This window comes from Enterococcus casseliflavus NBRC 100478, assembly GCF_001544095.1.
Taxonomy (GTDB): Bacteria; Bacillota; Bacilli; order Lactobacillales; family Enterococcaceae; genus Enterococcus_D; species Enterococcus_D casseliflavus.
In genome coordinates this window covers 158809-184346 of the sequence record NZ_BCPT01000003.1, presented here as the reverse complement: position 1 = coordinate 184346, position 25538 = coordinate 158809, and the positions used below count along the sequence as shown (strand labels likewise).

Sequence of the window (25538 nt, the reverse complement as noted above, 5' to 3'; positions counted from 1 at the left end):
AGTGAACGTATCAATGATCGACACACGACACGGAACAGACAACCAATATAGTTTTTCCCACGGCAACTGCCTGCCTTATACAGGGGTTCCTTTTGGCATGAACTACTTTGCCCCGCAAACCAGCGATCAACGCGGCAGTTGGTGGTTTCATCCAGAAGATCGAACCTTTCAGGGCTTTCGCATCACCCATCAGCCTAGCCCATGGATGGGAGATTTCAGCCATCTGACGATGCTGCCGATAAACGGCACGCTTTCTGAAAATACCCTTTTCCATGCGCAAAGCTCGTATCGTCCCGAAGAAAGCACCTTTAATCCAGCCTTTCTTAAAATCAAGACGCAGCGGTATTTAACAACAACGACTTTGATCCCCAGTATGTATGGCGGTGTGCTGACTATTGAAAACTGCGGGGATCAGCCAGGTCTTGGCTTGTCACTGCCGGGTGACTATGTCTTAGAACAGTTGGATGAACAAACAGTGGCTGGTCAACTGATCGTATTTTCAGGGTGCGAAGATGAACGCTTCACCTTCCATTTCGTCTATCGTTTTGAAACACCCATCACTGCGATCGAAGGTGCCTTGACAGGCAAAGAAGCCTTCGTAGTTCTCCGCTTTGGGGCTTGCCAAACACAGACGATCCGTTTTGCGACCTCGTTTCTCAGTCGCGAACAAGCTTGTTTGAACTTGCAACGGGAACAGCAATGGGCTCCTGCCGATTATCTGGCTTCTGTCCAACAGCAATGGAATCATTTTTTGCAAAAAATCGAGATCGAGCATCACGATCAAACACAAGTTTCTACTTTTTATCATAATTTTTATCGCTTATTCTTGTTTCCTCAAACCTTCTTTGAAATCGATCAAGAGGGCCGCAAAATGCATTGGGATACCTTGGCAAAAGCAATCAAACCAGGACCACTGTATACAAACAACGGCTTTTGGGATACGTATAAAACTGTCTACCCGCTCTTTTCACTCTTGGCTGTCGAACAATTGGAAGACATGCTGGAAGGCTTTTTGAACAGTTATCGCGAAAGCGGCTTTTTACCAAAATGGCTATCGCCAGATGAGCGTGGATTGATGCCAGGGACGCTGATCGATGCCGTGATCGCTGATGCCGCAGTAAAAGGCATTCGTCTCGATTTGATGCCCGAATTTTTAGCAGCGATGAAAAAAGGCGCCACCGTCCAAAGTGAAAATCCCAATTATGGTCGGCGCGGCACGACGGACTATTTGTCTTACGGGTATGTGCCATTGACGCATCATGAATCGGTCAATCACACCCTTGATTATTGTTACAGTGATTTTTGTATCTCACAAGTCGCACAACAGCTGGGTGACGAGCAAGCAGACTATTATCAGCAGCAATCGCAAAACTACCGCAACATTTTCGATCAGGAAACTGGCTTTATGCGGGCAAAAGATCCCGATGGTGCCTTTCGTCCAGAATTCAGTGACATACGCTGGGGCTTAGATTATGCAGAAGGCAGTGCGTGGCAAAGCAGTTTTGCTGTTTATCATGATTTCGCTGGTTTGATCGCCGAACATGGCGGCAAAGCGGCCTTTGAAGCAAAACTGATCGACTTGTGCAATCAAGAACCTCGCTATACGACAGAAGGCTACGGCTTTGAGATCCATGAAATGAGTGAGATGGCCGCACTCGATTTTGGTCAGCTGGCGATCTCCAATCAGCCAAGCTTCCACTATCCGTATCTATTCAGCTATTTGGGCAAACCAGAAATGGCACAGCCCTTGATTAAGCAGCTATTGACACAATGCTTCAATGACTCGCCCAAAGGCTTTCCTGGCGATGAAGACAACGGTAGCATGGCTGGTTGGTACATTTTCAACTCCTTGGGCTTTTATCCAGTCACACCAGGGACGGGGGAATATATCATCGGCATGCCATTATTTGATCAAGCAACACTACATCTTGCTTCAGGCAAAGACTTAGTGATCAAGAGCACGCCCAATGCGCCGCAACAGCTCTTCGTGGATAAAATCACATTGAACGAAGAACCCTTCGAGCGATTGTTTTTCACCCACCAAGAATTGACTGCCGGTGGTACATTGAACTTCCAGCTAGGTATCGTCCCTCGCAGCAAAGAGTGGTCAGCCGATGCCTATCCTTATAGCGTCAGTCAACCACATGCATAACGAAAAAACCGCTCCTTAGCAACAGGCAGCACTCTACTTTCAATCAAATGAAAGTACGTGCTATCCCTGCTAGGGAGCGGTTTTTTTATTGGTTCATTTGTAGCGGTAACAGACGTTCGATGGTTTTCAGCACGCCATTTTCATCGTTTGACTTGGTCACAAACGCTGCCGCTGTCTTGACTTCCTCAAAGGCATTGCTCATGGCGAAACTAAACGTGCCAGCTGCCATCAACTCCAAATCGTTCAAGCCATCGCCGAAAACCATTGTCTCTTCTGGTGTGACGTGCAGCAATTCTTGCAAGTGTGCCACAGTCGTTCCTTTGTGGACGCCTTGATTGGTGATATCGATCCAAGCGGCTTCCGAAGCCACGATGTAGGCGTCGTTTGTAAACTCGCCTAACTGTTGGACATGCTCAAAGCAACGTAGTTTGGGATCAAAAATAGTGAGCTTCACAAAATCTTCGGTGATGGTTTGATAATCCGCCACCGTTTTGACCACCCGATAAGAGCCGCGCACTTTCTGGGCATCTGCTTCATTGGTCGTTTCGGCAATGTACGCCGCAGTCGGTGTACAGGCGATGATCACATGATCTTGCGCAATCGCAGCGAGCTTCGCAATGATCCGCCGCCCTAATTCGTTTGGCAGCAGTGATTCAAAGATGTATTCGCCTTAATGTTTGATGCGGGTCGCGCTATCCCCAAGAATCCAAACATCCGCTGCTACTTCACCAAACAGTTCTTCCACTCGTTCACACTGTTTGCCGGTACACGCAGCAAAAGCAACACCCGCTTCTTTCATTTGTTGGCTGACTTGTTCATAATAAGGCCGATCAAAACTGCCTTGGCTGTTCAAAAATGTGCCGTCTAAATCTGTGATGACTAATTTGATCATACGTTTCTCTTCCCCTCTACCTCGTGTCCTCTTTATGGCGACTCACTTAATTAACATTGTTAATTAAGTATACTTATTTTCAAGTTTTCCGTCAAGTCAGTCTTTTAAAAACTTTACATCGTTTCATCCCGTCGGTATACTTAATTAAATCACTTCATTAAGGAGAACACCTATGGCTTCTACCACCCATTCCATTCGTCAGCAAAACAAACAGCTGGTTTTAAAAACCTTATTTCAAAACGGGGCATTATTCGCCTCCGATTTAGTAAAGAAAACGGGCATCAGCATGGTCACCACTAACTCATTATTAAAAGAATTGTTGGCAGAGGGGGAAATCACTAAAGGTCCGCTGGAGCAAAAAGAGCTAGGGCGGCCTGCTGTGACCTATCAGCTCAACCAAGACCGAGGCCATTCTCTTTTGCTTAGCTTTATTGATCACGATGGTTCCTTGGCTCTTTGGTCCATGCTGATCGACCGCAAGGGGAAGGTTTTGGCAAAACACGACCAGCCGTTTCCTGATGTTGCCCCTCATCGCTTTCAAGAATGTGTAACGAACGAGCTAGCATTATTTCCCTCTGTGGAACAGATCGCCCTCTTTTTACCAGGAAAAATCAGTGGAGGAACCGTGACTTCCAGCTGGTATGAAAAATTCAATGGCTGGCAGCTGGCAGCTCTCGTGGCAGAGGTCACTGCACTGCCCTTCTACTGTCAAAACGATGCCCATATTTTAACGATCGGCTATTGCATCGCCCAACAGATACCCTTGCAGCAAAACATCGTCGGCATGTACAATCCCGAAAAAAGCATGCCTGGTATCACGCTCCTGGTCAATGGTGCACTTTTAGAAGGAAAAGACGCCCTAGCGGGAGAGGCAAAATTTTTGCCCGGCTACTTGGATCAAGGGGCACCGCAAGACCGCACGGCTTTGGTTCAGCGCCTGACAAGCTTACTGCCATTTTACAATGCAGCTTTTGCCCCCCACTGTATTATTTTAGCCAGCAGTGATGCAGTAAAAACCGATCTCTTAGACGCGATCCAAAAAAATCCATTGCTGCAGCAACAACCCAATCAGCCTGCTTTTCATTATATCGATGCCATCGAGGAAGCCATGGTGCTAGGCATGCACTGGCTGATTTTCCGCAAGACACCTTTTGACTTAGCCCGTTGATGACACAATGACCATAGAATAATAGAGGCGGTGTGATATGAAAATAGCTATCATTGGTGCTGGTCCTCGTGGACTTTCACTTTCAGAACGACTGATCGCTCATAGCAAACAAAACAAACAAGCCATCGACTTGCTGCTGTTTGATCCCTTTCTTCCTGGGGCAGTTTGGCGCACGGACCAATCGGCGGATCTGCTATTGAATTCTGTAACCAGTCAAGTCACCCTTTTCACGGATGACACATTAAGCACCGGCGGTCCCGTGGTCAAAGGTCCTACCTTATACGAATGGGCAGTGACAGAAGGGAAACATTTCGCAGCCACGCATGCTCCTGAACTCGTTGCGGAATGCACAGCACTTGATTCACTTGATCCTAACGGGCATTGCTCGCGGGCGTTATATGGCCTCTATCAGCAGTGGTTTTATCAGCAGCTATTAAAAGATCTGCCTGAATCCATTACCGTCAACCATCTGTCAGACAGTGTCAGCTCCTTGACCCCTCTTTCCAAAAATCGCTACCAGTTGACGACGGCTCACCACACATTTCTTGTTGATGCCGTCGTCTTAGCTACAGGCCATTCACAAGCCCAACTGTCAGCAGCAGAACAACGATTGGCGGCGGCCGCAGAAAATAATGGCTGGTTTTATACACCGCCAGCCAATGCGGCAGATACGGATCTAACGGCGGTGAAAGCTGGCGAACCTGTGATTTTACGGGGACTAGGACTTGCCTTTTACGATTACGTCACCCGCTTGACCAGCGGTCGGGGCGGAACCTTCGTCAAAGTCAATGGATCCCTCGTCTATCAACCTTCTGGTGAAGAACCGCAAATCATCGCAGGTTCTCGTCGGGGTGTCCCGTATCATCCTCGTGGCCGCAATCAAAAAACACCGACGCAGCAGCGAAAGCCCGTTTTTTTGACCCCTGAACGCCTCGCTGCTTGGCAAGCAGCCAAAACGGTTGCTGGTAAGACCCTGCTCTTCTATTTAAAAAAAGAGGCAGAACTCGTCTATTATGAGACGCTGCTTTTAGAAAAACAGCTGCTGGACAAAGATCAGCTTGCCGCTTTTACCGCCGCCTTTGTTGCCTCTGAAGGATCTGAAGACTTGCTGAAAAAATGGCAGCTTCCTACGACGGAGTGGTGGTCATGGCAACAACTAGCCGACCCCTTTGCTCAGAAAAAGCAACAGTCGTTTCAAGACTTTTTCATTGCACTATTACGTACCCAAATCCAAGATGCCGAAAAAGGCAATCTAACAGGACCTATCAGCAGTGCCTTGGAAGTCTTCAAAGATCTGCGGGACCCGATTCGGTTTGTTCTCGATCATCAGCTAATGCCAGCACAAGACCTGAAAACACTCTTTTGGCAGTCTTTCGTTCCCTTGAACAGCTTTTTATCGATCGGACCGCCAGTTCAGCGACTGCAGGAACTGGTGGCATTGATGGAAGCGGGAGTGGTGACCTTACTAGGTCCTGACATGACTGTTGAGATCGAGGAGGCTTACTGTACGTATTCAAAGCGATTTGACGACACACACTATCACGCGACGCAATTAATTGAGGCTCGCATTCCATCGACAGCGATTCGTCGAACCAACAATTCCTTGTTGCGGCAACTGCTAAACGATCGGATCATTCACCCGCACCAGTTGGCGATCCCCAATGAGGTGCCTTTTGAGACGGGTGCGATCGCCATCGATCCTGAGACCAATCAGATCCTTGGACCAGATGACCGTCCTTACCCTACCCTCTATTGTTTTGGGATTCCCACAGAAGGCATCCACTGGCTGACGGCTGCCACTGCTCAGCCAGGAACCGATGCTTGGAATTTACGGCAGGCGGACCAGATCGCCAATGACCTCTTGCATCACACCTTCTAGTCGCTTCTTTTCTATCAAACGCAAACTTCCGAGGAAACGCTTCGGGAGTTTTTTGTTTTTCTTTCGCAAATCCGCAGAAAGGATTTTTCTTTTTTTGAATATTCTTGAAATTTTCTTTAATTGTTACACGAAAATTGCGACAGTCCTAGAAAACCGTTACAATGGAAGAAACGAACGTAGGGAGGTTATCAGATGACCGCTGAATTACAAAAAATAGATGCCTTGATCGCAGAAGTGGAAAAAGTGATTTTAGGCAAACGAGATGTGATCCAATTTACCGTGGCTGCGCTGCTTGCTGGCGGACACGTTTTATTCGAAGATATCCCTGGTGTTGGGAAAACGATGTTGGTCAAATCGTTAGCCAAAGCCATTCAAAGTGACTACAAACGGGTACAGTTTACCCCAGACCTTTTACCTAACGATGTGTTAGGTGTGTCGATTTTTAATTCCCAAAGCCACCAGTTCGAGTTTCGTCCTGGCCCGATCTTCACCTCCGTCCTCTTGGCAGATGAGATCAACCGAACCACACCAAGGACGCAAGCCTCACTCTTAGAAGCCATGTCAGAAAATCATGTCACCATCGACAATCAAACGTACCCATTGAGTCCCCACTTTTTTGTTTTAGCCACGCAAAATCCAATCGAGTATGAAGGAACGTATCCTTTGCCTGAAGCCCAATTGGATCGTTTTTTGTTCCGCCTGCATATCGGTTACCCAGATTTTCAAGATGAGCTCGCCCTCTTGACTGGAAAACGACAGCAAAGCTTGGATCAGATCCAAACCATTTTACATGCTGATGAAGTGACCGCTTTAAAAGCGATGGTCGATGACGTGTATGTCGATGAGCAGGTCGCCCGTTACGCATTGCAGCTGGTTCAAGCGAGCCGTCAGCATAATGCCATTGACCTTGGTATCAGCCCTCGTGGTGGGATCGCCTTCTTAAAAGGGGCCAAAGCGTTAGCATTGACGGAAGGTCGGACCTTTGTCACGCCGCAAGACTTGCAGCGAATTTTACCAGCAGTCTTCGGTCATCGTTTATTACTGAAAGGTGGCGTTCATGCCAGCACGGAGACCCTTTCAGACTTGATGAAACAGATGATCCAACGAGTGCCTGTCCCAACGAGGAGATAGCGATGAAGAAAAAGAAGCTTGAACGCCTGCTGCGCCTCCTGTTGTTTAGCGCTGCCTATTTTCTGCTGCTGGCTTACTGTGTGATCTTCAATAATAATGCTGGCTGGAGCCTTTGGTTTTTACTGACTTTGTTATTGTTGCTTGATGCAGTATTCTTGCTCCCCTCCCTCAAGAAGGTCCAAATCATTTTAGAAGAATCGATCCAAGCTGAAACACACACAGCGATCACCTTACCGCTGCAAGTCTTCAAGTATCGCCCGACGCTGCTGCCGCTGGTCGATTTCACCTTACAATTTGACGATCGTTTCAAGGAAAGTCATCACAGCGCCTTTTATCGAGGCAATCTGATTCGGCTGCAGCTGCCTTGGACCCCAAAGGAGCGAGGCATCTATGAAGAATTACCCGTTCAATTGTACAGCCAGGATCTCTTTGGCTTTTTTGAAAAAAGCTACGCTGCAGTTGCGAAACAATCGATTTTGATCCTGCCTAAATTGGCGCCAGAAGCCGTTACCCTGCTGCCATTTTTTAAACAGCAAGTCCGCAGCCAAACCCACGGAGAACCCAATTTTTCTATTCGACAGTTCCGTCAATACCAGTTAGGGGATTCATTAAAAAATATCGATTGGAAATTATCCAGCAAACAACAGGAATTGATCTATCGCGAACGAGAACATGAAGAAGAACAAGACATCGTTCTGCTCTTTTGGGGAGAAGATCATCCTGCTTTTGAAGAGACTTTGACACTGTTTTATTCGATCCACCATTTCTCGCAAAATCAACGACTTTTTCAGCCGCTCTTGATTGGTGACGGATTGACTTCTCCTTACCAAACGGATGCCGCTGCCTATGCCCAGATCCTTCCCTTCGAGAAAGTTCCTGAAGGGGTACCGCTTTTGACTGGCAGCCATCTTGTCTTCATTACCCCGGTTTTTACCCCACAACTGGAAGACTACCTCAGTCAGTTGGAAGCAAAAAACAGCTGCCAAGTGTTTACCTACGCTGATTTAATGAGGCAGTTGAATAAACTTGAGGAGGCGGTAGGATGAGATTTATTAAGAAAGCGCTGATTGGTCTTCTGACCTTTCTCAGTCTATCACTGGTGATCTTGCCGTTTATCGCAGTTTATGACCTTGGCAATCAGTTCACCCTTTTAACTTATGCCTTTAGTGTCTGTTTGATTTTGACCGTGGTGCCGAAAGTCCGTTACAGTTTGCCTTTGCTGGCAGCCGCTTGGCTGATCGTCTTGTATCGGATCTTTCCTTATGGGACTGCCTTTTCTTTTGATTGGCTGCTGCGTTTTTGGCTAGACCTGCACCGTGCCTTTCAAGAGATCCTCAGCGGTGAAGTCGGCTATATCACCGAACTGGCGGCGGTGACATTGATCGTTAGTTGGGTTTTGTTTTTAGCGATCTTACCGATCGCTTATCAACGCTTTTTCTTGATTTACGCTACCATGATCGGCTACTTGCTAACAGTCGTGATTTTTAATCAATTTGATCTGACGTGGCATTTGATGGGTATTTTTCTTTGTGCCTTGGCTTCTTCACTGATCCAGCGCAGCGTCTTTCAATCCAGTCAAACGATCGCTCCCTGGTTCGCTGTGATGCTATTGATTGGTGGATTAGCCGTCACTGCTGTCTACTTGCCGCAAACGAGCCTGCGGGAACAGTTGGCAGCCCGTTCCACGCCTATACGGACAAATCTGAATCAGCTGGGTTTTTATCAATTTATTGAAGAACATGGCACGCCCAGCGGCTCTCGCACTGGATTCAGTGAAAATGACCGTCAATTAGGTGGACCACTACTGGATGATGCGACGATTTTATTTGAAGCACAACAAGAAACCCCGCATTACTGGCGGGTGGAAAGCAAAGATTTTTATTCTGGTAAAGGCTGGATCAGTACGAGCCGCGAAGAGGCTCGCTTAGAAGCAGAGGGCGTCACGATAGCGGATCAAAGCTATCAGCAAGCCTATCTTGAGAACGAGTCTGTTCGGGTCCAATTTCAAAACCATGGAGACTATGTCCCATTGCCCTATGGACGCAGCACGTTGTCCCTTGAAAACGGTGCTCGCGGGTTTCAGATCAGCGACGCCATCCAGCGGGTCGATCTCATTGATCCACTCCCAGACACCACCTTGACCCTCGATTGGGACCATCCAGATTTTGCCGCAGAAAATCTCCAAAATCTGCCTTTGATCTATCCGGATTCTCCGATCGATTATATCCAGTTACCCGATTCTTTGCCGCAGCGGGTACGAGATCTCGCAGCTGAGATCACCGCTGACAGCAACAGTCTGTTTGATCAAGTCACGGCGGTTGAAAGCTATCTGAAAGATCCGCTAGTATTCCGCTATTCCAAAACCGATGCCGTCGTGCCTGCAGAAGAGCAAGATTATGTTGATCAATTTTTATTTGAATCACAAGTCGGCTACTGCGACAATTTTTCCACGGCAATGGTCGTGCTACTACGGAGTTTAGAGATCCCTGCTCGCTGGGCAAAAGGCTTTTCTCCTGGATCTCCTGCAACAGAAAACGGCATTACTACCTATACCGTTCGCAACTTGAATGCCCACTCATGGGTGGAAGTCTACTTTGACGGCTACGGTTGGGTACCTTTTGAACCGACCCCTAGTTTCCAAAATCCAGATCGTCCCGTGTTGACGCAAGAATCTACTAGCTCCGAAGAAACACCGACCGCTAGCAGCGAAACAACACCATCGAGCAGCAGGGAAACAGAAAGCAGCGAAACCACGACCAGCAGTTCTGCAACAGCCGCGGTTACCGATGACGTTTGGTTGACTGAGGAGTTGAAACAAACGCTGCGCAATGGCTTCTTTGGAGGCTTAGCTATCCTAGGACTTGGCCTACTTTTCTATTTCCGCCATTCGTTTTTCCGTATTCATTTATGGTTGATCTGCCGCTTTAACAAACAGCCGCTAGTTGCTGCCTATCCTTTGTTTTTACGGCAAACGACGAAAGTTCTGTACCGTAACGAGGCGGAGCCGTTGATCGATTATGCCCAACGACTCGAAGCATTCTATCCACTGTTCCATGGTGATTTTATCCGCTTGACGCAGCAATACGAAGCCTACCTTTACAGCCAAGAACAGCCGGCTGGTCAAGAAGCCTTCTTGAAGCAAGTCGCTGCCCAAATCAGTCAGCTGAAAAAAATCAACTAAGCAGTGAGGATAAACGACAAAAAAACGTATCGATCAAACGATCGATACGTTTTTTGCTTTAGGCGTTTCCTTGACGTTTTTGAACGGCAATAATAATCAGTTTCGTGATTTCCATCAAAACAACTGCCACAGCAGCCATTGCGATACATAGACCGACATGTCCTAAAGTGAAGGTTGCTGGAATCGCAAAGACTTCACGGATGCCAGGAATCAAGGTAATGCTGTATAGTCCACCACAAACGACGATCGCCAGCCATACCATTTTATTGGCAAAAAGGCCAGCTTGCCAAGCAGTCTCAGTGTTTGAGCGTGCTGGTAATGTTTGCAATGTTCGGCTCCAGATAAGTGTTGAGAAGGCCATCGCAACACCTAATTCAGGTGATTGGTTCATTCCTAACCATTGTGCCAAAATCACGACAGCGGCAATCAAAATACCACGATACGTTACTGAGATCAATGTTTTTCCAGTGAAGATACCAGCATTTGGATCTCTTGGCTGGCGCTGCATGATCGTTGGTTCGGCTTTTTCCATTCCTAGAGCAATCGCTGGTAATGAGTCGTTGACTAGGTTGATAAAGAGCAGCTGCAAGGCAGTAAATGGATTGTCCCAACCCATCACTAAGGCAAAGACGATCGCAATGATCGCACCTAAGTTTCCAGCAAACAAATACGAAATGGCTTTTTTGATGTTGTCAAAAACGTTTCGGCCAACTTCTACTGCACGAATGATCGAGGCAAAGTTGTCATCCGTCAAGACCATCGCCGCTGCGTCTTTGGCAACGTCCGTTCCGGTTCCCATTGCGATCCCGATATCCGCTTGTTTCAAGGCGGGTGCATCATTGACCCCATCCCCGGTCATGGCAGAGATCTTACCTTTGTCTTGCCAAGCCCGCACGATACGGATTTTGTTTTCTGGCGAAACACGAGCATAGACTGTGATTTTGTCTAATTGATCCGCTAGTTCGGTTTCAGAAAGAGCATCCAATTCCGTACCAGTCAAGGCTAAGTCGCCCTCGGCTGAAATACCGATCTCTTGTGCGATCGCCACGGCTGTCGTTTTGTGGTCCCCTGTGATCATAACTGTTTTGATACCAGCAGATTTGGCATCCGCTACGGCTTGTTTGACTTCTTTACGAGGAGGATCGATCATTGCCATCAAACCAACCAAAATCAGCTCATTTTCATCCTCAAGTGTCAATTCTCGTGATTGGGCATCGGTCAATGGACGGTAAGCAAACGCCAAGACCCGTAAGGCCCGTTTTGAGAATTCTTCGTTTTGATGTTGCAATTTCTGCTTGATTTCATCTGTTAAAGGCACGACTTGATCATCGATCAAGACTTTGGTACTGCGGCCAAAGACGATGTCTGGCCCACCTTTGGTCAACAATAAATGTTCGCCATCGATCTCATGTAAGGTAGACATCAATTTACGATCAGAATCGAAAGGCAATTCTTGCAAACGAGGAAACTGTTGACGAATCGCCCGATAAGGCTGATTTAGTTTCTCACTGTAATCCAGAAAAGCAATTTCAGTAGGGTCTCCTAGCTTCGCCCCATCTTCACTGATGGCAGCATCATTGGCCAAGACACTGATCTCTACTAAGCGTTTTTCAGGCAATGACCAGGTAGTTGGCTCATCGGAGAACGTGCCCGTTTGCCCATTTGGTAAATAGTAGTCAACAACGGTCATTTTGTTTTGAGTCAAAGTCCCGGTCTTATCGGTACAAACGATACTCGTTGAACCCAATGTTTCAACCGCTGGTAGTTTTCGAATGATGGCATGACGCTTCGCCATTTGTTTTGTTCCGATCGAAAGAACGATCGTCACGATCGATTGCAAGGCTTCTGGAATCGCTGCAACGGCTACGGCTACCGCAAACATAAAGGCGTTGACTAAGTCTTGTGTCATATCACCTGTTCCGTCACCTAAGAACAACCGTGCGACTTGAACCCCTAAAATAATCAATGAAAGGACTAAGATCGCCAAGCTCAGTTTTTTACTGAAGCTGTCTAATCCTCTTTGCAATGGTGTTTTGTGTTCAACTGTACTTTCCAATAAGCCAGCCACTTGACCGATTTCCGTCACATTACCAGTCGCAGTTACGATAAACCGACCACGTCCATAAGTGACGATCGTTCCACTGAAGACCATGTTGTCACGGTCGCCGATCGGTGCGGTACGATCGATCACACCTAATTCTTTTTCCGCTGGCGTTGATTCCCCAGTCAGCATTCCTTCATCGACCTTCAAAGAACCCTCTTCGATCAATCGACCATCTGCTGGTACATAGTCCCCAGCTTCTAAAATAACGATATCGCCGACAACCAATTCTTTCGCCAGCACACTTTGTTCTTTGCCATCCCGAATGACGTTAGCATCTGGTGCCGACAGGCTTTTCAAAGCGTCTAACGACCCTTCGGCTTTTTTCGTTTGAATCACACTGACGACGGAATTCAACAAGAGTACTGCGAAGATAACGATCGACTCAACGTGGGCACCCATAACCATTTGGATGATTGCCACGATCAGCAAGACGATCACCATCGCATCTTTGAAGGTATCTAAGAATAAGGCAAAGCTAGATTTCTTAGGTGCTTCCTTCAGCTGGTTCAAGCCATTTTCTAACCGCTTGGCTGCCTCTTGCTGCGTCAACCCCTCTGGACTGCTCTGGACCTCTGCCATAATTTCCGAGATTTCTTTTTGATACATTTCTTTCGCCAATTTTTTTGCCCCTTTTAATTTTATTTTCCTTAGGCACTCTGCTAGAAAAAAAGAGACCTAAGACAAGTATACGCTTGTCTTAGGTCTCACCATTTCAAATAATACCAGAAAGCTGTCGCCAGCTTACTTACTGTTGATATTATCGCAGCTTGCGCCACCGGTTACTCCCCTAAGGAATAATAATAAGAATGTATCATTATCATAACGGAAACTTTTGTGCTTGGCAACTATAAAACATCAATTTGAAAATTTTTTGAAAACATTCTTTTTGTTCCCATTCCTTTTTTTCTGTTACACTAAGGAAGAAAGAAATTTGTACGTTACAGGAGGAAAAACGATGGATCTTTTTGATACTTTTACCCGCCACAGCTCTGTCCGAGATTTTCAACCCCGCCCACTATCAAAGGAACTCAAGCAAAAATTAGTAACGGTTGCCCAGAGCGGTTCCAGTTCGAACTTTGTTCAAGCCTATTCGATCATTGAGGTCAGTGATCCTGAAAAACTGGCTGCCATCGAAGAAATTGCCGGTGCCCCAAATTACATCACTCGAACGGGCGTCTTCTATCTTTTTGTCGCCGACTTACATAAACATCAGCAGCTGCTGACCCAAGCAGGGGTGCCTGATACCCACTTAACCACGATGGAACCATTTATTGTGTCTGTCGTTGATACGACCATCGCTGCCCAAAACATGGTAGCTTACGCTGAAGCGCAAGACTTAGGAATTTGTTACATCGGCGGCATCCGCAATGATTTGTCTCGTATCGCAGAACTTGTCGGCTTACCAAAATTGACGTTTCCGTTATTCGGTTTAACGATCGGCTATCCGCAACACAGAAATGAGCCGAAAGTCCGCTTGCCCCAAGAAGCGATCGTAAGTGTCGATCAGTATCAACCGCTGACGCAGGAGCAAACAGCCCAGTACAACCAAACGACAGAAGCCTATTATGCACAACGCAGCAGTAATCAACAGCAAACCAATTGGCAAACGAAAATGACGGAATTTTTCCGTGAACCGCGACGTCCAGATGTCGCTGCCTTTATGAAGCAACAAGGCTTCTCAGACCACTTCGGCGAATGAGGACACTAATTTCCACGGGAAAATAAAAAACGATCTTTGGCAAGGAATCTTGTCAGGATCGTTTTTTGCTTAGTGTAAAAAATCAAGTTCAGGCGGCTCTTGTATCTTTGTCGCGCTAATTAACGTGTGGCTTCTTGTGCGGCTTCGTTGACGGCAACTGCCTGCTCACATTTTTCCATTAATTCTACTAATGCTTTATCTAACACTGCTTCATTTTCGGAGGTTCGCTGACTGATTTGCGTCATAGGCTGCGCCGCAAGATCCAGCAAATAGGTAGGGATTGCTTCTTTTTCAGCAAAAGTGCCCTTGATCAGCGGCTGGTAGACAGACTCGCCACAGGGTCCGGTTTTGATAAAGGCTAGTTCGAACTGCGCCTTCCCTGACAAACGCAACCGATAGCCCCCTTCTTTGGTCAGCAGTTTTTCATCGGCAAAGCGTGCCTGCAATCGTGCGAAACGTTCGTAATCCATGGTATCTGCTCCTTTTTGATTCCTTCTTTTCTCTAGTGTAGCAAATTTCTTGTTAGCAAAACATCTTTTTCATAGAGAACGCCCCCTTTTTCCTCGCTTGGTGATTTTTCACTTTACAAACAGAACAAACGTTCGTATAATTCAAGTGAGGTGAATGTGTATGCCAGCTGCAAAAATCGCTTATGCAAAACAAGAAACCTATGCATTTGAAAAACACTATTATGAATTGGTAAACTTTCCCACACCAGTGGCGCTTTTGTTTGATGAATTCGCACTGACGATGGAGCGCAATCAAAAATCGTATATTGCGATCCCCGCGCGCTATTCCGTCTTAAAGGTTCCGCTCGTCTTTGTTTTTCGACTAGAGACTAAGGATGCGCCTGTTTATTATTATGAGCACGTACTCGCTGAAAATAAGATCATTCGCCGCTACAACCCCGAGCGTAACTATTTGCCCGGCGGAAGATAGACCAATGGCTCAACCCGTTTGCCATACTTAGCGGTTGCACTCTCCTGATGCATATCACTGAGCAGCAGTTCGAATATTTGTCATCCAAACGAAACCCCTCTATACTAAAAAGAAAGGGGTTTTTCACAATGACGAAAAAACCGCCGCAAACGTCTAAAGAAAAGGAAGCCGCTTCTAACAATATGGGACTGGGGATCGGTGTCGGAATGGCATTAGGTGCTGCATTTGGGCTGCTGTTTTTTGACAATCTAGCATTAGGCATGGGTTTAGGCATCGCACTAGGTGTAGCGATCGGTGCGGGCATGGATCAAAAAAGCAGCAAAGACAAGAAATAGCTGCAGCAAGGAGCTGTGTTTATCTGTCACAGCTTGCTGCCCAGTAAATACCAAAAAAGCCTAGGTTCTGCACTTGTTGTGCAGGACCTAGGCTTTTTTACTTCGAGCAATATTCTCGAAAGCAGCTGCTTCACAGTTGGTTACAGCAGATTTCTTTTCGCCATTTCTGCGCGATACAGTTCATAGATCGCATCACTTTGCTTTGCATGGCTGCGGTAAAAGAGCCCATAAGAGAAAATCGCTTGGAAATTGCTTCCTTGATTTGCTCGTGCTACAGCGTGGTACAAATTCGCCAACTGCTGATCAGACATCTTCCCGCTTTTGATTCGTTTGGCAACTGCTTTTTGGGAAAGGGTAAATAAAATCGTCGTAAATACTTGATAAACCACCCAAATCGCCAGAATAACCAAAATAAATTTCACCAAATCAGGCATCACTTTTCAACTCCTTACAAAAAGTAAATCATTCAGATGATTTGATGTCAATAATAAAATAGAACATTTTCATTGATAATAGACACAAAGATTTTTAAATTACCACAAAAGATGATGTTCTTTCAATCATCAGAATTTCTGAATTGATACTCTCCTCTTAAAAAAATTGCCTATTGTTCAGTATTTATGACACTGGTACAATTGAAAAAGCGACAACTCTTGCTTAAGACTACTGGGTACTAGTAAAAAATAAGAGCGCTACCATTGTAATCAGATCTGTAGAGAATCGCGAAAAAGGAGTTGTACACTATGTTAGCAAGTTACCCTGCATTGTTTTATTACACCGATACAGACGGAAGCGAAGTGAAGTATTTTATTTCTTTTCCTGATTTTCCTGAGCAAGTCGGCACTCAAGGCTTAGACATCGCCGATGCTTTATTCATGGCATCCGATTGGCTCGGAATCGTTTTGGCAGATTGTATTGAAAATAATCGGGAGATTCCGCTCTCTACCCCCATTAATTGTTTATCACTGGAAGCGAACAATCCATTTATAGACGATTTAGATTTTGAATTCGATTACGATAAAGAAAAATCATTTCTATCGATGGTCCTTGTCGATGTTTCAGAATATTTAGAGAATCAAACCTTCGTCGAGAAAAAACTGGCGATTCCTCAATGGGCGGATAAACTAGGACGAACTATGCATTTAGATTTTTCAGAAATCCTCACTGACGCAATCCTAAAGAAAAAATGTAAAGACTGATTGCTTCTACACCTCATCACTATGAGGTGTTTTTTACTACTCAGCCCGCTATTCTATACTAAAAAAGTGCGGCATTCTCTCACATGAAAAAGATACGAGAATGCCGCACGAAACGTTCAATTGTATTTATTTAGCGAGTGAACAGACCCAATCAATGTCTCTTTATTTCGCCAAACGGTAGATAGCATCTGCATAGATCACCGCTGCGTTGAAGAGGTCATCCAAGCTCATGAATTCATTGGCTTGGTGCATGGTGTCGACATAGCCAGGAAACATTGCGCCATAGGCAACGCCGCGTTTCAATAGACGGCCGTATGTGCCGCCGCCGATGATTTGTTCGAAGCCTTTTTCGCCAGTGTGTTCTTCATAAACCGCCAATAAAGTTTCTACCAATGGATCATCTGCTGGCACGTAGTGAGGTTCCATGTTGCGGTCATTGCGGGTAACGGTTGCCCCTTCCATACCGACGGTGCGTTCCACACCGATTTCAAGTCCTTCCGCAGTTACGCCTTTAGGATAACGGAAGTTCAATGCGATAAAGTTGTCTGCTTGCGTTCCTGCTTGGTTCGCTTTGAAAGCAAACAAGCCAGCATTCATTGTCAATTTACCCATTTTTTCGTCTTCGTACGCCACACCTAATTTTTCACCGTAGAAATCTTCATGGACATAGGCTGCTGCTGCATGGATGAATTGTTTTGCGCCGCCGCCAAAGGCATAGTTATCTAAGAAGACTGCTAAGAAAGTCCCCGCATTGATTCCTGATTGTGGGCTGGCACCATGGGCACCTTTACCGACTAATTCAATCGTCACTTGTTCATTTTCTGTTTCAATCGTGCCCGTCACTGGATTGGCTTCAACGTAATCGAAAAAGGCTTTTTCGATCGCTAATGCTTCTTCTGTTGATGGAGCAATGAAGCTTGCTGTTGCCGTTCCTGGTACCATATTTTCTCGCAAGCCAGCAGTAAAGCTTTGCAGCGTGAAGTCTCCTTCATTGTTGCCTTGGAAATGGATCCCTAATGTCACATTTCCTTTTTCTCCATTGATGATTGGGAAATTGGCATCTGGTGAGAAGCCAAAATCAGGCTTTTCTTCATGCTCAAAGTAGTAATCCATATCTGCCCAGCCGCTTTCTTCATCAGAACCAACGACAAAACGGATTTTTTTCGATAATGGCAAGCCTAATTCTTTGATGATCTTCATCCCATAATAGGCAGCCATTGAAGGACCTTTATCATCAGAAGAACCACGAGCATAGATTTTGTTGTCATTGATGACTGGATCATAAGGATCGGTTGACCAGCCGTCACCTGCAGGAACAACATCCATGTGGCCGAAGATCCCTAATGTTTCGTCTCCTTCACCAAATTCGATGTGACCAGCGTAGTTATCGACGTTTTTGACTGTGAAGCCATCACGTTCGCCATAAGCTAGCATGTGTAGCAACGCATCACGAGGTCCAGGACCAAATGGCGCATCCGCAGTCGCTTTATCATCTTCTCTTTCACTTTTCACTTTCAATAGATCAATCAAGTCGTTCAGCAAATCGTCTTTGCGGGCTTCGACCTCTTTTTTCCAATCGATTGTCATAGTGTTCCCTCCATTTCTGTTCTCGCTATTTATGATAACACTCTTAAACCAAAAAAGGAAAAAAAATTGCGCCTTTTTCCATGGGTCTTTTCTATGAAATTTCTAGGAAACAGGTATAATAAATATAACTCGATTTTGATTAACGAAAGGAGTCATTGCATGGAGCAACTTGATTCTGCAATTTTATCCAAAGTGATCCAACAGCGCCCGACAAAAAGCCACAAAGGCACTTTTGGCCGAGCCGTTTTAGCAGGGGGCAACCGCCAATTCGGTGGGGCGATCTTAATGGCTGCGCAAGCCTGTGTGTATGGGGGAACTGGTTTGACCACCGTGATCTCCGATGGCGTCAACCGAACCGCCCTGCACGCCCGCTTGCCTGAAGCGATGTTTGTCGATTGGCAGCAAACAGAACTGATCGATACGGTCACCGAATCGGCAGACGTCCTACTGATTGGTCCTGGATTAGGCGAAGGAAAAAGCAATTTTGATCTGCTGCAGCGGATTGTTTCTGCCCAAAAAGAACACCAATGGTTGGTGATCGATGGTTCGGCGATCAATTTGGCTGCCAAATATCCGCTGATCATTCCCTTTCCTGAACAAGTCGTCTTCACGCCGCATCAGATGGAATGGCAACGGCTCAGCGGACTGGCAATTGACGACCAGACAGAGGAAAACAATCAGCAAGCCCAACAAAAACTCGGAAGTCTGGTAGTCTTAAAAAGCCATCGCACACAAATTTACGGCAGCAGCATCACCCAAAATCCCCTCGGAACACCCGCAATGGCGACTGGTGGGATGGGTGATACGCTGGCAGGCATGATCACCAGCTTTTTGGCACAGTTTGAAAAAACAGAGGAAACGATCCAAGCGGCTGTCTATCTCCATAGCCTGATTGGCGAAGCACTGGCAAAAGAGCACTATGTCGTTTTGCCGACACAAATCAGTGCCGCATTGCCTCAATGGATGAAAAAGCACCAAGCAGCCGATTCAGAATGATTTCTGATAAACCATTCATCAAAAAAACGTCCCTTTCTGCATTTGTCGAAAGGGACGTTTTTTCCAATGGTCAGCTAATTGTTAAAATAAACCACTCGCACTTCATACGGCGCTAAGGTTGCTGTTTGAGGGACTGCTTGATTGGTCTCTAAATCAACGACTTCTTTGATCAAGTGTAGTGTCTGCTCTTTCTCAGAAAAATTCATGATGAAAAAGTACGTTCGTTCTGGACTGAACCTGCCTTGGATCGAGACTGCAGGATTGGCATGCGCGATCCTTTCCTCTGCCAAGGACAGCTCACGGACCAAAGAGGCATAAAACTGTTCGAAAAAGTCATAGTTGGTGCGAGCCGCCAGATAGTAGGCGGTGCCTGCACCAAAGGCATTTTTGGTGATCGCAGGTGTTCCTTGGTAAAAATCCGCTTGATACTCCCCTAGTACCTCCGCTGTTTCGGCTTCGATGATTGCAGAATAGTCCCGTGTTTCAAAGGGCTGTCCTTGAAAAACCACTTGATTGTGTTCAGTGTCAAAAAGAGTTTCTAGCTCCAGCACGTTGATGCCTAATAATGCTCGCAACGGCTGTGGCAAGCCCCCCAGATACAACAAGTCGGTTTCATTGACCATGCCGCTAAAGTAACTGGAAATCAAGGTACCACCAGCTTCCGTGTACTGGCAAAGTTTTGCCATCGTCTCTGATGTCATCAAGTAAAGCATCGGAGCGATCACCAACTGATAGTCAGAAAAATCTTGCTCTGGCGTCAAAATATCGACAGCGATGTCTTGTTCCCAGAAATAACGATAATGCTCTTGCAACGTTTGCGGATACCGTCTTGTTGGTCGCCCAAACCCGCCGCCTCGCTTCAATGCCCAGTTGCTTTCCCAATCAAATAGGATCGCCACTGCTTTTTTTCTTGTGGTTCCTTGAATCTCTTTGATTTTTTCCAAGCGCTTGCCGTAAGCCGCAACTTCTTTGAAGACCCGATTCTCTGTGGAATCATCATGTCCCACGACTGCCCCATGGAATTTTTCTGAATTGCCGCGGGATTGGCGCCATTGAAAATACAAGGTACTATCTGAGCCATGGGCGATCTGCTGCATGGCACTCAACTGATGGACACCAGGCTTTTTCGCTTTATTGAAGGAATGCCAGTTAACAAAACTCGGAGTGCATTCCATCACTAAAAAGGGCTGTTTCTTCAATGACCAGTACTGGTCATGCACATAGGCGGATTTCATCGCTGTCGCTGCCAAGGATTCAAAGTTGTTGTTCCAATCAGGGTAACTATCCCAACTAACGATATCCACATGACGAGCGAACTTGCTGTAATCAATGCCTTCTAAAGGAATAAAATCTTGGGTAGCATGTCCTTCCGCCATAAAATTCGTCGTCACAGGAATGTCCGGTGTCAGTTGACGGATCGGCGCACATTCATGCAAATAAAAATCGATCGTCCTATCTGTGACAAATCGTTTCCAATCAAGATCCATGCCATGCACTTTGTGTTCCCCTAAAGGTGAAGGCGGTAAAACCTGCGACCAATCAGAGTACGTACCGCCCCAAAAAGAAGTCCACCAGGCATGATTCAACGTGGCTAAATCACCATATTTTTTTTGCAGCCAGCTGCGCCAGTTTTCCTGACAATAGGAGCAAAAGCATTCCCCAGAGTACTCATTGGAAATATGCCACATGGCTAATGCCGGATGCTTGCCGTAACGTTTTGCCAACTGCTGATTGATTTGCGTCACCTTTTCCCGATAGATCGGTGAAGAGTAACAGTGATTGTGGCGAAACCCATGGGTATGTTTTTGCCCTTGGGCGTTGGTCCGATTGACTTCAGGATACTTTTGGCTTAGCCATTGAGGCCGCCCACCGCTAGGAGTGGCCAAAATGACTTTGCCGCAGATGCCATGGATCTGATCAAACACACGATCCAACCAGTCAAACTGATAAACGCCTTCTTGCGGCTCTAAGGCACTCCAAGCAAACACCCCTAATGTGACGGTGTTGACATGGGCTTGCTGCATGTAGGCAAGATCCTTTTGCAAGATTTCTGGATAAGCCAGCCATTGATCGGGGTTGTAATCTCCGCCATGCATAAACTGCTGATCAAACAATTGATTGCTCATCATTCTACTCCTTTTTTGGCTTGTAACTGGTAGACAAATGATTGAAAATCGCCAGTGACTTGTGCTGTTCCATGGTTGACGGCATTAAACTGATAGGGTTTACGCAACCCTAATTGCCTTAACAGCTGACCAGAGACAGTTTCGCCATTGACCTGGTACACCTGTTGGGCATTGAGAAAGGCTGCGGGTAAAAAGTCTTCCGCCGTCGGATTGGCTTGTGCCAACACGCGAAAGAAAGCAATCAAGGCTTCTTCGTTTTGCGGATCATACACCGCCCAAGTCGTTTCATTGGCATGGTCCAACTGTTGCAGCTGGTAAAAAGTGCCAAAGGTCAGCAATTGCCGCTGTTTTTTATAAAAGACGATTTGGGATTTGATTGCCTGCTTTTCAGCTTCAGACAAGTGAAAGAGATCGAGTTCATACCCCAAAGGCCCAAACATTGCGACGGTTTGCCGAAAGGCTAAAGACGTTGCCCGGCCGACTTGGTGGTTTGGTGCCGCCGACACGTGATTGCTGAAAGAGGACAAAGGATATCCTAACAACGTTCCGCTTTGGATGGCTAAACGTTCCACTGCATCACTATCATCACTAGGCCAAATCTGCGGACTGTAAAATAAGATCCCTAAATCGTATCTGCCCCCGCCGCCAGCACAGCCTTCGATCAAAAGGGTCGGAAACGCAGCTAAGATTTTTTCATATAAGCGATAAAGACCTAAAATGTAGCGATGATAAAACTCCGTCTGAGAAAATCCCTGTTCTGCTAAATAGGGAGAGTAAGCTTCCGTGATATTGCGGTTCATATCCCATTTGATGTAATCTAGCTTGGTTTCAAGGATCACTTTTTGCATCGCTTCGAAAATCGCCTCGACCACTGCTGGATTGGCAAAATCCAACACGTATTGCCCGCGCCCCACAGAGATCCGCTCATAAGGATGCTTGACTACCCACTCAGGATGCTCTTGGTACAACTGACTATCCGGCGAAACCATTTCTGGTTCAAACCAAATCCCCAGTTGCAGCTGCATGGCATGAATTTTCTCAGCAAAAGACCCGATTCCTTTTGGAAATTTGGCAGGGTCCGCTACCCAATCGCCTAATGAACTGCGGTCGTCGTTGCGTTTTCCAAACCAACCATCGTCCAGCACAAAGCACTCCATCCCTAATGCCTTGCTTTCTTGGGCTAAGGTCAACAGCTTTTCTTCATTAAAATCAAAATAAGTCGCTTCCCAATTATTAAAGACGATCGGCCGCTGCCGCTTTTGCCAATAAGGGGCAATCACATGCTTTTCGATAAATTGGGCGGATTCTTGACTCAAGCCATTCAGACCATCAGCGGTGAAGGTGAAGAGACATTCTGGGGCTTCAAAGGTTTCTCCTTGTGAAAGCTGCCAGCTGAAATGCTCAGGATGTATCCCCAACATCAATCGAACGTTGTCCCACTCATCCATTTCCGTTTGCGCCAAAAAGTTGCCAGAATAAATCAGGTTGGCACCATAGACATGACCAGTGTCATTGGTGGCTTGCTGTTCTTTTAAGGCGACAAAAGGATTGTGCTGATGACCAGACGCTCCTTTTAACGAGCCGACACTGATCGTCCCTTGGGTCAAAGGGACCGTCTTGATATGCCGTTCTTTCAGCCATGCGCCTGAAAGATGCAGCAGTTCAAAATCGCGATTTTTCAGCTCCAAGACACCACTCAAAAAGCGCTGGATGGTTCTCGGCTTGCTCCCCGTATTGGTCAGTGTTTGCTGCCGCGTGATCGTTCCTGATCCTTTGAAGATCGTATAGGTGATCGCCATTTCCAGCTGCCTCTCTTGATCTACTAATTCAAAGACGATGCTTTGGCTTTCATCGGCAGAAGCAAAGCTGGCTGGTTGCGCCAGCATTCGTTCTTTGCCCTCAAAACAGTGAAAAGCCACAAGTTTAAAATCAACATAAAGAGGGGTTTCTTCCTCAAAGACCGACACTGCCCCTTCTCGAAAATCAGAAGTCCCATACGTTGGCAATTCTTGAAAACGGTCCGCCAAGGTAAAAAGATTGTCTGCTTCAAAAAATTTGACGGTTCCTGCCGATTTATTCTCTTTTTTCTCAAGGTATGCTTGATCAAACGGCGCCAGTGTGCCTAGAGATGGCCCAAAATAGACATGACCCAGTTGCTGATTTGGTAACACATTGATGATATAACTGATTTTTTCATTGTATAAGTGAAAGAGTTGTTCATTCCTAATTTCTATCATTGCTATCCTCAATTTTCCCCATTTTTTTCATTTGTCCCTGCTCGTTGACAAGCTGCTTCAAGATAACGCAAGCGTTTTTTGACGCCGCGATTGAAAAAGAATTTGTAAAACAGCGCCGCCAGCATAAAACTGTAGGTTGTTTTCTGCTGCGCAAAACGGCTTTGTTCCGAATACGTGACTTGCAGCTTCCCTTTTCGTCCTGGAGCAAAACTGTACCGTTGATCGATCACTCCTTCTTCATGGGTCGTACGAAGCCACAGCTCATCCGCGGCAATTTTTTTGACCGTCATGACGGCAGGTACCAACCGCGGGGCGGTTTTGGTTTGGATCATCGTTTCAATACGGCAGCCTTCCCCGAACGGTTCTTGGGCTTGTTTGGCTAGAAAGAATTTCTCTTGTTCCACCAATAACACACGGGAAAAGTCCGTAGGTGTGGTATTCATTTGATAACTGCAAGACAATGTATCGGTTCTCATCACAAATTCCTTTCTAAAGGGTGCGCTATTGCATTCCTTTCTGTTTCTGGGCTTATCTTTCTTCTACCCTTTGATTGATCATTTCAGATGCCGCTTGTTCATTTAATGCCGCTTCTGCTTTTTCTTCTTTCAAGTACCCGCGATCCATTACGATCAAGAATGGCACCCAAATCAAGGTCATTACGGCAACCGTCACTAACTGTAAGATTGCGCCGGCAACAGAACCCGTGCCTAACCAACCAGATAAGAAAACAGGGGTCGTCCAAACAACCGTTGCTCCAATTGGTCTTGGCACTAAGCCGGCGGCAATCGCAAAGTAAGAGATCGTCGTACTGGCTAATGGCGCTAAGATCCATGGGACAAAAGCGATCGGGTTCAAGACGATCGGCAAACCAAAGGTCATCGGTTCAGATACGTTGAAAACAGATGGAGCGATCACCGTCTTCATTAATTTTTTCATCCGAATCGAACGAGCGATAAAGAAGGCCATTGTAATCGAGATCCCCAGCTGCATTCCTTGATTGACGAACACGCCCATAAACGTAGTGTTAATGATATGGGGCAGTTGTTCCGCCCCTGCTTTGTAAGCTTCATAGTTTTCGATCGCTAACGCATTCATTATTGGATCGATCACCGCATTGACCACTAGTGTTCCGTGAATCCCAAACCACCAGAAAAATTGGGTGAACAAGACGGCGATCAGTACTGCTGGCAACGTACCGCCTAAGCCCATTAATGGTTTTTGCAAAATCTCATAAACGAAATCAACGGCATTGCCCCATGAAGTAAAGGTGAACAAGTAGCGGATCAAATTGAAAAGGAACAACGGTGCCGCCCCAGGAATGATGGCGACAAAGGATTCTGCAATCATTGGCGGAACCGAATCTGGCATTTTGATCGTCAGTCCAGCCGCACTGATTTTGCAATAGATCTGCGTAGCGATAATGGCCGTGATGATTCCGACAAACATTCCCTCAGCCCCTAATTTCGACAAGGGGATCACTGTACCTAACTCTTCGGATGAGCCAAAAGGCAGCAGCATCAAAAACGAAGACAGTGAGATGGCACCCGCAAATAATTTGGCTTGTCCATACTTGCCAGCCAACTGATAGCCGATCCCAAAAACAACGAAAATAGCGGTGATACTCATGGTCGCATTTCCGATAGGACCAAAAAAGTCGTTTAGAAACGTGATGAATCCCTCTGGAAGTTTTTCCGAGAGTCCGAAAGTAGCAGGCAGATTCTGAATAATAATCATAATTGACGCAAACATTGTTGCAGGAAAAGCGACCATAAACCCATCACGCAGACTTAACAAGTATTTGTTGTTGGCAATGATCTGAGCAAAAGGCACCATCTTTTCGGCTAATTTATCAATAAACTTCATTTCGTTTTCTCCTTTATTTTTAACTGTAAACGTTTACTACAATCAGTATA

Annotated in this window: 19 protein-coding genes and 1 pseudogene; 11 read left to right on the top strand and 9 right to left on the bottom strand. The window is 46.2% G+C overall.

Annotated features, from left to right (window positions below; all coding sequences use genetic code 11):
- The first annotated feature begins 1 nt into the window (after position 1).
- Positions 2 to 2152 carry a GH92 family glycosyl hydrolase gene (locus tag ECA1_RS04120; protein WP_060791818.1) on the top strand — a complete coding sequence of 717 codons (2151 nt, stop codon included), beginning with the start codon at positions 2 to 4 and terminating at the stop codon, positions 2150 to 2152.
- A gap of 85 nt (positions 2153 to 2237) precedes the next feature.
- On the opposite strand, the pseudogene ECA1_RS04115 reads toward ECA1_RS04120, so the two are convergent.
- Positions 2238 to 3044: pseudogene (locus ECA1_RS04115) on the bottom strand (HAD-IIB family hydrolase).
- Between the two features lie 172 nt (positions 3045 to 3216).
- Between ECA1_RS04115 and ECA1_RS04110 the strand changes: the two are divergent.
- The 5 genes from ECA1_RS04110 to ECA1_RS04090 all read left to right on the top strand — a co-directional run bounded on the left by ECA1_RS04110 (position 3217) and on the right by ECA1_RS04090 (position 10403).
- On the top strand, positions 3217 to 4212 hold the full coding sequence (locus tag ECA1_RS04110) for an ROK family protein (RefSeq protein ID WP_060791817.1): 996 nt from the start codon (positions 3217 to 3219) through the stop codon (positions 4210 to 4212).
- Between the two features lie 37 nt (positions 4213 to 4249).
- Entirely contained in the window at positions 4250 to 6091 is a 1842-nt protein-coding gene (locus ECA1_RS04105; protein WP_060791816.1) for an FAD/NAD(P)-binding protein, read from the top strand.
- Between the two features lie 192 nt (positions 6092 to 6283).
- Entirely contained in the window at positions 6284 to 7222 is a 939-nt protein-coding gene (locus tag ECA1_RS04100; RefSeq protein WP_060791815.1) for an AAA family ATPase, read from the top strand.
- Positions 7223 to 7224: 2 nt separating this feature from the next.
- Positions 7225 to 8268, top strand: coding sequence for a DUF58 domain-containing protein (locus ECA1_RS04095; RefSeq protein ID WP_060791814.1), 1044 nt, complete (start codon positions 7225 to 7227; stop codon positions 8266 to 8268).
- The gene (locus ECA1_RS04090) at positions 8265 to 10403 is read left to right on the top strand and encodes a transglutaminase-like domain-containing protein (protein WP_060791813.1); all 2139 of its coding nucleotides are present in this window, start codon (positions 8265 to 8267) and stop codon (positions 10401 to 10403) included. Before ECA1_RS04095 ends, ECA1_RS04090 begins: the two co-directional genes overlap by 4 nt.
- A 58-nt stretch (positions 10404 to 10461) precedes the next feature.
- Here the strand turns inward: ECA1_RS04090 and ECA1_RS04085 are convergent, their stop codons facing one another.
- The gene (locus ECA1_RS04085; RefSeq protein WP_060791849.1) at positions 10462 to 13113 is read right to left on the bottom strand and encodes a cation-translocating P-type ATPase; all 2652 of its coding nucleotides are present in this window, start codon (positions 13111 to 13113) and stop codon (positions 10462 to 10464) included.
- Positions 13114 to 13462: 349 nt separating this feature from the next.
- Between ECA1_RS04085 and ECA1_RS04080 the strand changes: the two genes are divergently transcribed.
- Positions 13463 to 14206: an NADPH-dependent oxidoreductase gene (locus tag ECA1_RS04080; protein ID WP_060791812.1), complete on the top strand. Its 744-nt coding sequence runs from the start codon at positions 13463 to 13465 to the stop codon at positions 14204 to 14206.
- Positions 14207 to 14325: 119 nt separating this feature from the next.
- Here ECA1_RS04080 and ECA1_RS04075 read toward each other — a convergent pair whose 3' ends face one another.
- On the bottom strand, positions 14326 to 14676 hold the full coding sequence (locus ECA1_RS04075) for a hypothetical protein (RefSeq protein WP_060791811.1): 351 nt from the start codon (positions 14674 to 14676) through the stop codon (positions 14326 to 14328).
- Positions 14677 to 14836: 160 nt separating this feature from the next.
- On the opposite strand from ECA1_RS04075, the gene ECA1_RS04070 reads away from it, so the two are divergent.
- Positions 14837 to 15145 carry a DUF5960 family protein gene (locus ECA1_RS04070; RefSeq protein ID WP_008378984.1) on the top strand — a complete coding sequence of 103 codons (309 nt, stop codon included), beginning with the start codon at positions 14837 to 14839 and terminating at the stop codon, positions 15143 to 15145.
- Between the two features lie 128 nt (positions 15146 to 15273).
- Positions 15274 to 15480, top strand: a complete 207-nt coding sequence (locus ECA1_RS04065) for a glycine zipper domain-containing protein (RefSeq protein ID WP_010747766.1) — start codon at positions 15274 to 15276, stop codon at positions 15478 to 15480.
- A 140-nt stretch (positions 15481 to 15620) separates the two neighbouring features.
- Here the strand turns inward: ECA1_RS04065 and ECA1_RS04060 are convergent, their stop codons facing one another.
- Complete coding sequence (locus ECA1_RS04060; RefSeq protein WP_060791810.1) at positions 15621 to 15914, bottom strand: hypothetical protein; 294 nt, start codon at positions 15912 to 15914, stop codon at positions 15621 to 15623.
- A gap of 309 nt (positions 15915 to 16223) precedes the next feature.
- On the opposite strand from ECA1_RS04060, the gene ECA1_RS04055 reads away from it, so the two are divergent.
- Positions 16224 to 16679, top strand: a complete 456-nt coding sequence (locus ECA1_RS04055; RefSeq protein WP_060791809.1) for a type II toxin-antitoxin system HicB family antitoxin — start codon at positions 16224 to 16226, stop codon at positions 16677 to 16679.
- A gap of 162 nt (positions 16680 to 16841) precedes the next feature.
- Here the strand turns inward: ECA1_RS04055 and pepV are convergent, their stop codons facing one another.
- Positions 16842 to 18266, bottom strand: coding sequence for a dipeptidase PepV (gene pepV / locus ECA1_RS04050; protein ID WP_005225493.1), 1425 nt, complete (start codon positions 18264 to 18266; stop codon positions 16842 to 16844).
- Between the two features lie 159 nt (positions 18267 to 18425).
- Between pepV and ECA1_RS04045 the strand changes: the two genes are divergently transcribed.
- Positions 18426 to 19262: an NAD(P)H-hydrate dehydratase gene (locus ECA1_RS04045; protein ID WP_060791808.1), complete on the top strand. Its 837-nt coding sequence runs from the start codon at positions 18426 to 18428 to the stop codon at positions 19260 to 19262.
- A 74-nt stretch (positions 19263 to 19336) separates the two neighbouring features.
- Here ECA1_RS04045 and ECA1_RS04040 read toward each other — a convergent pair whose 3' ends face one another.
- From ECA1_RS04040 to ECA1_RS04025, 4 genes are read right to left on the bottom strand one after another with little or no spacing between them, the layout of a single operon-like run.
- Positions 19337 to 21391, bottom strand: a complete 2055-nt coding sequence (locus ECA1_RS04040; RefSeq protein WP_081091707.1) for a beta-galactosidase — start codon at positions 21389 to 21391, stop codon at positions 19337 to 19339.
- The gene (locus ECA1_RS04035; protein WP_060791806.1) at positions 21388 to 23625 is read right to left on the bottom strand and encodes an alpha-galactosidase; all 2238 of its coding nucleotides are present in this window, start codon (positions 23623 to 23625) and stop codon (positions 21388 to 21390) included. The genes ECA1_RS04040 and ECA1_RS04035 overlap by 4 nt, the downstream gene beginning before the upstream one ends.
- An 8-nt stretch (positions 23626 to 23633) precedes the next feature.
- A complete protein-coding gene (locus tag ECA1_RS04030; RefSeq protein WP_060791805.1) occupies positions 23634 to 24101 on the bottom strand; it encodes a hypothetical protein in 468 nt (155 codons plus the stop codon).
- Between the two features lie 52 nt (positions 24102 to 24153).
- A complete protein-coding gene (locus ECA1_RS04025; protein WP_005234719.1) occupies positions 24154 to 25488 on the bottom strand; it encodes a PTS sugar transporter subunit IIC in 1335 nt (444 codons plus the stop codon).
- Between the last annotated feature and the right edge of the window lie 50 nt (positions 25489 to 25538).